Genomic DNA, 6902 nt, shown 5'->3' with positions numbered 1-6902 from the left:
CCCTGTGGGAGAGTAGGACACCGCCGAACAAATTGTTGAGGGAAGGCCTCGCATCGATGGATGCGGGGCCTTTCCGCATTTCCCGACCATTTTCTGTTCGTGTGGTGCCGGACCAGGGCGAGTGCTCCTTCCCTGTGCCGGCTCGCGTCCACCGTCAGTTCTACAGGCGACCAGCTGCCTTCAGCGCAAGATATGCATCTGCCAGAGCCGGTGCGAGATTCTCCGGCGTCGCGTCCACGACCGTAACCCCATGCCTTTGCAGCTGTTCTGCCGTACGGCGACGCTGTGCCTGGCTCTGAGTCGCCGCTGCGGCGTTGTACATGGCCTCCACATCTCCTCGTGCGGCGGACATCTCCTGGACATGAGGATCCGCGACCGATGCGACGAGCACGGTGTGCCGCTGTGTGAGCTGAGGCAGTACCGGGAGCAGCCCCTCCTCGATAGGGGCGGCGTCCAGAGTGGTGAGGAGCACGATCAGGGAGCGGCGCGGGGCGCTTTTGAGGGCTGCGGCGCTCAGGCCCCGTGCGTCCGTCTCGATGAGTTCGGGCTCCAGCGGTGCCAGGGCGTTCACCATGGCGGGCAGGAGCTCGCCTGCGGAGCGGCCCAGGACCTGGGCGCGGATACGGCGGTCGTAGGCGAGGAGATCCACACGGTCACCCGCTCGGGAAGCGAGGGCGGTGAGGAGCAGGGCCGCGTCCATGGAGGCGTCGAGACGGGGAATGTCCCCGACGCGGCCGGCGGAGGTGCGGCCGGTGTCGAGGACGAGGAGGATGTGGCGGTCGCGTTCGGGGCGCCAGGTCCGCACGGCGACTGTGGACTGGCGGGCGGTGGCTCGCCAGTCGATCGAGCGGGTGTCGTCCCCGGGTACATAGTCGCGGAGGCTGTCGAATTCGGTGCCCTGACCGCGGATGAGAACGCTGGTGCGACCGTCCAGTTCGCGCAGCCGGGTCAGACGTGACGGCAGGTGCTTGCGGCTGGTGAAGGGCGGCAGGACTCGTACGGTCCAGGGGACGTTGTGGCTGCTCTGGCGCGCTGCGAGGCCCAGAGGACCGTATGACCTGACGGTGACGCGTTCGGAGCGGCGGTCACCGCGGCGGCTCGGACGCAGGTAGGTGGTGATACGGCGGCGTTCGCCGGCGGGCACGGTGAGCGTGTGCCGGGAAGCGGCCTGTTCCGTGTCCCGGGTCCAGCTGCTCGGGGGCCAGGCGTCGCGGAGCTGGGCGCGCAGGGGGCGGTTGGAGGGGTTGGAGACGGTCAGTTGGACGGCTGCCCTGTCGCCGAGTCGAACTGATGTGTCACCGCTTCGGGTGAATCGGAGCGATCGCACTGGCGCGGCGAGGGCGTAGTCGCACAAGATTGCTAGTGACAGAGGCGCATTGACAGCGAGCAACCCCGTCCAGCTGGGTGCGAGCAGGCCCACGGGGAGAGAGCCGAGTGCGGCGAGGAGTGCGGTTCGTCCGGTGAGGGCCATGGGAGCGCCGTCTCAGCGGGGGACGGGGACGTGGCTGAGGATCGCGGTGATGACGGAGTCGGCGGTGACTCCTTCCATCTCCGCCTCCGGCCGGAGCTGGATCCGGTGGCGCAGGGTGGGCAGGGCCAGTGCTTTCACATCGTCGGGGATGACGTAGTCGCGACCGGTGAGCCAGGCCCACGCGCGGGCGGTGGAGAGCAGGGCGGTGGCACCTCGGGGAGAGACACCGAGGGTGAGTGATGGGGAGTCACGAGTGGCACGACAGATATCGACGACATAGCCGGCGATCTCGGTGGAGACCGAGGTTTTGGCGACGGCAGCCCTGGCCGCCTCCAGGTCTGCCGGGCCCGCGACGGTGCGTACGCCAGCGGCTTGGAGGTCGCGCGGATTGAATCCTTCGGCGTGACGGGTCAGGACACTGATCTCGTCGTCGCGTGAGGGAAGGGGGACCGTCAGTTTGAGGAGAAAGCGGTCCAGTTGGGCCTCGGGCAGCGGATAGGTGCCTTCGTACTCAACGGGGTTCTGGGTCGCCGCGACCAGGAACGGCTCCGGGAGCGGGCGGGGGGTGCCGTCGACAGTGACCTGCCGTTCCTCCATCGCTTCCAGGAGGGACGACTGGGTCTTGGGCGGAGTGCGGTTGATTTCGTCGGCGAGCAGAAGATTGGTGAACACAGGCCCGGGCTGGAAGGAGAACTCCGCCGTTCGGGCGTCGTAGACGAGCGATCCGGTGATGTCGCTGGGCATCAGATCGGGGGTGAACTGAACGCGCTTGGTGCCGAGTTCGAGGGATGCGGCCAGCGCACGAACGAGCAGGGTCTTGGCGACGCCGGGTACTCCTTCGAGAAGGACATGGCCTCGGCAGAGCAGGGCCACGACAAGTCCGGTGACAGCGGGGTCCTGGCCGACCACGGCTTTTGCGATCTCGGTGCGCAGGGCCTCCAGGGAGGCGCGGGCGCTGTCCGAGTTCGCAGCCGTCGCAGCTGTCTCGGGGGTCGGGGCGCTCATGAGGTGCGTACCTCTCTTTCGAGGGCGTCGAGTTGGTCTGCCAGGTGGACAAGAGCGGCGTCGTCGGCCGGGGCCGGACCGAAGAGCAGGGCCATGAGGTCCTGGTCGTGGGCGGCGAGGTGGGCCGAGGCAGCGGGGAGCAGGGATTCGGGGGAGTGGGCTGCTGCGGGGGCCACGCCGAGAAGCGCGGCGAGGCGCGTCCGGGTGGCCTCCCGCAGGGTCGCGGCGGCCCGGTCGCGGGCGTTGACCTTGTGGTACAGGCGGGCCCGGCCCTCCGTGGCCTCGGAGGCGCGGATGGCCACGGGAAGCCGCTCGGTGACGAGGGGGCCGAGCCGCCGGGCGCGCCAGACGGCGGCGAGGACAGCGGCTACGAGGAGTTGGAGCGTGCCCCAGAGCCAGCCCGAAGGGATCAGTTCGAAGAAGGAGCTCTCGCTGTCGTCCTGGGCTGCGGAGCCGTCACTGAGCGAGGGGAGGTACCAGACCAGATGGGTTCGGGAGCCGAGGAGTTGCAGGGCGAGAGAGGCGTTGCCGTTCTTGTCCAGGCGGTGGTTGTAGAGGATGTCGGGCGAGCCGAGCAGGACGGTCTCTCCATTGCCCGCGGTATCGATCCTCAGAAGCGTCGGCAGACCGCCGCTCGGGTAACAGCGGTCGGCTCCGGGGACCTTGGTGTCGTAGCGCTCGCCCCCGAGGTCGGCGCTGCCTGCGGTGCGGGCGGCCGGCAGCGTGCACTGGGGGGTGCGGGCCGAAGCCCGGACCGTCGAGGTGGCGCGGACCCCGGGGGCCAGGGTGCCGACGGATCCGGGACCGGGGGAGACGAGCACCGTGCGTCCGCCGGAGGAGTCCGCCGCGGCCCGGAGGCTCTCCTGCTGGCTGTCCGTCAGCAGGTCGGGGGTGGCGACGAGGAGGGTCGTGTCCGGGCCGGCCGCGCCGGTGGCCTCGTCGAGCGTGGTGACGACACGGGTGGAGACCCCGCGGTCCTTGAGGAGTTCGGCGACGGCCCGGCTCCCGAGCCGGTCGGCGGAGCGTGGGTCCAGCCGGCCGTGCTCGTCGCCCGAGCGCAGCGCGGCCATGGTGATCCCGGCCACGATGAGGATGACCACTGCCAGCAGCAGCCCCCGGGCGCGGGTCCACACCTGGCGGCCGGTGGGGGACATGGACGTGGTGCTGCGGGCAACCGCGGTCATTCGGCTGCTCCTTGGGCCGCACCCGTCAGCTGGGGCTTGGCCCGCTCCAGGCGGAGGTCCAAGTCCCGCAGCCGCAGATACGCCTGCTGGTCGGCGGTCCGGCCACCGTATGTGACCTCGTCGAACTCGCGCGCGGCGGACCGAAGTCCATCGGCGTGGCCGGGAAGTGAGCGCCCGCCTTCTGCGGCGGCCTCGTCGGCAGTGCGGCCGGGGCGGGGGTCGAGAAGGGCCCGCTCCTCCAGCGCGCGGACGACGGCCCGCATACGCTCCTGGACGGCCTGGTTCCAGCGTCCGGCAGCCGCGTGGGCCTCGGCGGCGGCACGGTGCTCGGACGCACTGCGCGGTACATCGTCGAAGAGAGAGTCGGCTGTTGAAGGGGTGCGGCGGGGCGTGCCGAGGCGCCACAAGAGGGCGGCGATGAGGGCGGCGGCCACCAGGGCGATGACAACGAGCCCGACCACACCGCCCGGCGCGGCGCCGGCAGCGACGTCCAGGAGACCGCCGACCCACTCCCAGAAGCGGTCAAGGGCCCGTTCGAGGAGGTTCGGGTCGTTCTCGTGGTACATCGGTTTTGTCAGTTCCCGCTCCGCCGCCTCCCTGGCGGGGACTCGGGGAATGTCCACCGGTACGTCATCGTTCGCGCGGATCCGTGACCACGCCGTCGTCACACCCCCCGAAGCCGTCACCCCATCAGCTCCTGGGGGCGTTGCCGGGCGGCTCGGAGCCGTAGCCGGGGAGGCCCGCCGCACGGCCGAGTTCGAGGTCGAGGGCCTCGCGGCGGATGCGCTGGTCGACGTAGAGGAGGACGGTCACACCCGCGGAGATGGGGTACGTGATGGAGGAGGCGATCACTGCGCCGATACCCGAGATGATCAGGTACGCCCAGCCGAAGTCGGGGGCCTCCCCGTTGAGGAAGTCGCTGAACCCGCCGCTGTCCATCGCGACGGCGACCAGGCCGAAGGGCACGGAGATGATCATCGAGACGAGGAGGGTCAGCAGCATCGTCAGTGCGATGATGCCGAACGTCCGCCACCAGGCACCCTGGACGAGTTTGGCGGAGCGGCGCATGGAGGCGAAGACGCCCTGGCGTTCCAGCATCAGCGCGGGCGAGGCGAGAGCGAACCGGATCATCAGCCAGAGGACGACACCGAGGGACGCGAGACCGCCGAGCACCGCGAGTGCCATACCCGCTCCGCCGCCCAGCAGCAGACCGGGCAGGATCGCCACGGCCACGATGGCGGCGCCGATCAGCGGCAGCAGCAGGGTCAGGCCGAGGAGCTGAGGCAGCCTGGGCCGCGCCTCGCGCCAGGCCTCGGAGAGCTTCACCGGCTGCCCCAGCACCGATCGGCTGATGACCATGGTGAGGAGCGCGGTCGTGAAGAGCGTAGCGACCATCGTGATGAGCATCACCGGTCCCAGCGAGATCGTGCTGGACTGCAGGGAGTCGCCGACCTGGCGCAGGGCCTCCGACGAATCGGCGTCGGGGTCCAGTTCCACCGGGTCCGGGAGCAGATAGCGCGCGGCCAGGATGTTGCCGATCTCGGCGATCACGGAGACGCTGATCGTGATGCCGAGGACCGTGCGCCAGTGTGCGCGCAGGGTCGAGACCGCGCCGTCGAGGATCTCGCCCATGCCCAGCGGGCGGAGCGGAATGACTCCGGGCTTGGCCGCCGGCGGTGGTCCCCAGCCGTGTGGCTGAGTCCCTCCCCAGCCGGGACCCGGCTGGGGAGGTCCGGGAGTCCCGCCGCCCTCAGGGGCGCTGGGCGCGGACCACTGTCCTGCGGGTGGCTGCTCGCGGGACCACTTCGAGGCTGGGCCGGTCTGATCGGCGGGCTCGGAGGGCCGGGGCACGTTGGCGTCCTGCCCGTCGGAGGGAGCAGATCCGGGCGATGCCCAGCCCGGAGTGTCGTTCACGGTCGTCCACCTCATGGGTTGGTTGTGGGGTCGGCTCGGCCTGCCGACTTGTGCACAGCACCTGTCCGTGTACGGAGTCGGCAGGCTGGCAGCCATCGTGCCACGCGCTGCCCGCCGGTGGGTGGGCCCCTGCGTCTCCTTCGTGCCTTCATTGTCCGTTCCTCACGGGGCAGACTGGGCAGATGGCTGATCAGTACGCGCAACAGCAAGCCGACGTCGGGCCACCCCCGCTCCCGGTACTGCGCTGGGAGGAGCCTCCCGAAGGTCCCGTGCTGGTGCTTCTCGACCAGACCAGGCTGCCCGCCGAGGAGGCCGAGCTGGTCTGCACCGATGTGCCCGCACTGGTGCAGGCGATCCGGACGCTCGCCGTGCGCGGGGCACCTCTGCTGGGGATCGCGGGGGCCTACGGTGTCGCTCTCGCCGCCGTACGGGGCTATGACGTGGAGGAGGCGGCTTCGCTGCTGGCGGGGGCGCGGCCCACCGCGGTGAATCTGGTGTACGGGGTACGGGTGGCGGTGACCGCCCACCGGGCCGCGGCTGGTGGCGGGGCCGGGGCGGCGGCACAGGCGGCCCTCAGGGCCGCCAGGGAGCTGCACCGGCAGGACGCCGAGGCCAGCGCCCGTATGGCCGCACACGGGCTCCTGCTGCTCGACGAGCTGCTCCCCGGCGGGAACCTCCGGATCCTCACGCACTGCAACACCGGGGCACTGGTCTCGGGCGGTGAGGGCACGGCGTTCGCCGTGGCGCTCGCCGCTCACCGCGGAGGCAGGCTGCGGAGGCTGTGGGTCGACGAGACACGGCCTCTGCTGCAGGGGGCGCGGCTGACGGCGTACGAGGCGGCCCGCAACGGGATGACGTACACGCTGCTCACGGACAGTGCAGCCGGCTCGCTGTTCGCGGCGGGGGAGGTCGATGCGGTACTCATAGGCGCGGACCGGATTGCCGCGGACGGCTCGGTCGCCAACAAGGTGGGAAGCTATCCGCTCGCCGTACTGGCGAAGTACCACCATGTGCCGTTCGTCGTGGTCGCTCCCACGACGACGATCGACCCGGCCACGGCGGACGGGGCGTCGATCGAGGTGGAGCAGCGCACCGGTCAGGAGGTTACGGAGATCATGTCTCCGCAGTCGGCGACGGCTGCGGTGGGAACAGGGGGAGGGCTTCCGGTTGCGCCGCTGGGTACGCAGGCGTACAACCCTGCCTTTGATGTGACTCCGCCCGAGCTGGTGACGGCGATCGTGACCGAAGAAGGCACGTTGTCGCCGGTCACCGGGGGTGGGATCACGGAGCTGTGTGCCAGGTCACGCCAGGTAACGATGAGCTAATGG

The 6902-nt window shown here is 70.4% G+C and carries 6 protein-coding genes; 1 reads left to right on the top strand and 5 read right to left on the bottom strand.

All coding sequences use genetic code 11. From position 1 onward, the window contains the following. Positions 1 to 160: 160 nt before the first annotated feature. Genes ACFYT4_RS18250 through ACFYT4_RS18230 form a run of 5 tightly spaced genes read right to left on the bottom strand, consistent with a single transcriptional unit; the run spans position 161 to position 5574 of the window. A complete protein-coding gene (locus ACFYT4_RS18250) occupies positions 161 to 1471 on the bottom strand; it encodes a DUF58 domain-containing protein (RefSeq protein ID WP_389269554.1) in 1311 nt (436 codons plus the stop codon). Between the two features lie 12 nt (positions 1472 to 1483). Beyond that, a complete protein-coding gene (locus tag ACFYT4_RS18245) occupies positions 1484 to 2476 on the bottom strand; it encodes an AAA family ATPase (RefSeq protein ID WP_389269552.1) in 993 nt (330 codons plus the stop codon). Further along, the gene (locus ACFYT4_RS18240; protein ID WP_389269550.1) at positions 2473 to 3660 is read right to left on the bottom strand and encodes a DUF4350 domain-containing protein; all 1188 of its coding nucleotides are present in this window, start codon (positions 3658 to 3660) and stop codon (positions 2473 to 2475) included. The genes ACFYT4_RS18245 and ACFYT4_RS18240 overlap by 4 nt, the downstream gene beginning before the upstream one ends. Further along, on the bottom strand, positions 3657 to 4346 hold the full coding sequence (locus ACFYT4_RS18235) for a DUF4129 domain-containing protein (RefSeq protein WP_389269548.1): 690 nt from the start codon (positions 4344 to 4346) through the stop codon (positions 3657 to 3659). Before ACFYT4_RS18235 ends, ACFYT4_RS18240 begins: the two co-directional genes overlap by 4 nt. Before the next feature lie 4 nt (positions 4347 to 4350). Further along, entirely contained in the window at positions 4351 to 5574 is a 1224-nt protein-coding gene (locus ACFYT4_RS18230; RefSeq protein ID WP_389269546.1) for a glycerophosphoryl diester phosphodiesterase membrane domain-containing protein, read from the bottom strand. A 182-nt stretch (positions 5575 to 5756) separates the two neighbouring features. Here ACFYT4_RS18230 and mtnA point away from each other — a divergent pair, with 182 nt between their 5' ends. After that, positions 5757 to 6899 carry an S-methyl-5-thioribose-1-phosphate isomerase gene (gene mtnA, locus ACFYT4_RS18225; protein WP_389269544.1) on the top strand — a complete coding sequence of 381 codons (1143 nt, stop codon included), beginning with the start codon at positions 5757 to 5759 and terminating at the stop codon, positions 6897 to 6899. Positions 6900 to 6902 lie beyond the last annotated feature (3 nt).

It is taken from the genome of Streptomyces sp. NPDC004609 (assembly GCF_042873655.1).
In the GTDB taxonomy this organism is placed as follows: Bacteria; Actinomycetota; Actinomycetes; order Streptomycetales; family Streptomycetaceae; genus Streptomyces.
This window is presented reverse-complemented; position numbering and strand designations above follow the sequence as displayed.

Excerpts from the sequence above, each read along its gene's own strand:
- ACFYT4_RS18250 (WP_389269554.1), bottom strand. The coding sequence starts at position 1,471 with ATGGCCCTCACCGGACGAACCGCACTCCTCGCCGCACTCGGCTCTCTC.
- ACFYT4_RS18245 (WP_389269552.1), bottom strand. The coding sequence starts at position 2,476 with ATGAGCGCCCCGACCCCCGAGACAGCTGCGACGGCTGCGAACTCGGAC.
- ACFYT4_RS18240 (WP_389269550.1), bottom strand. The coding sequence starts at position 3,660 with ATGACCGCGGTTGCCCGCAGCACCACGTCCATGTCCCCCACCGGCCGC.
- mtnA (WP_389269544.1), top strand. The coding sequence starts at position 5,757 with ATGGCTGATCAGTACGCGCAACAGCAAGCCGACGTCGGGCCACCCCCG.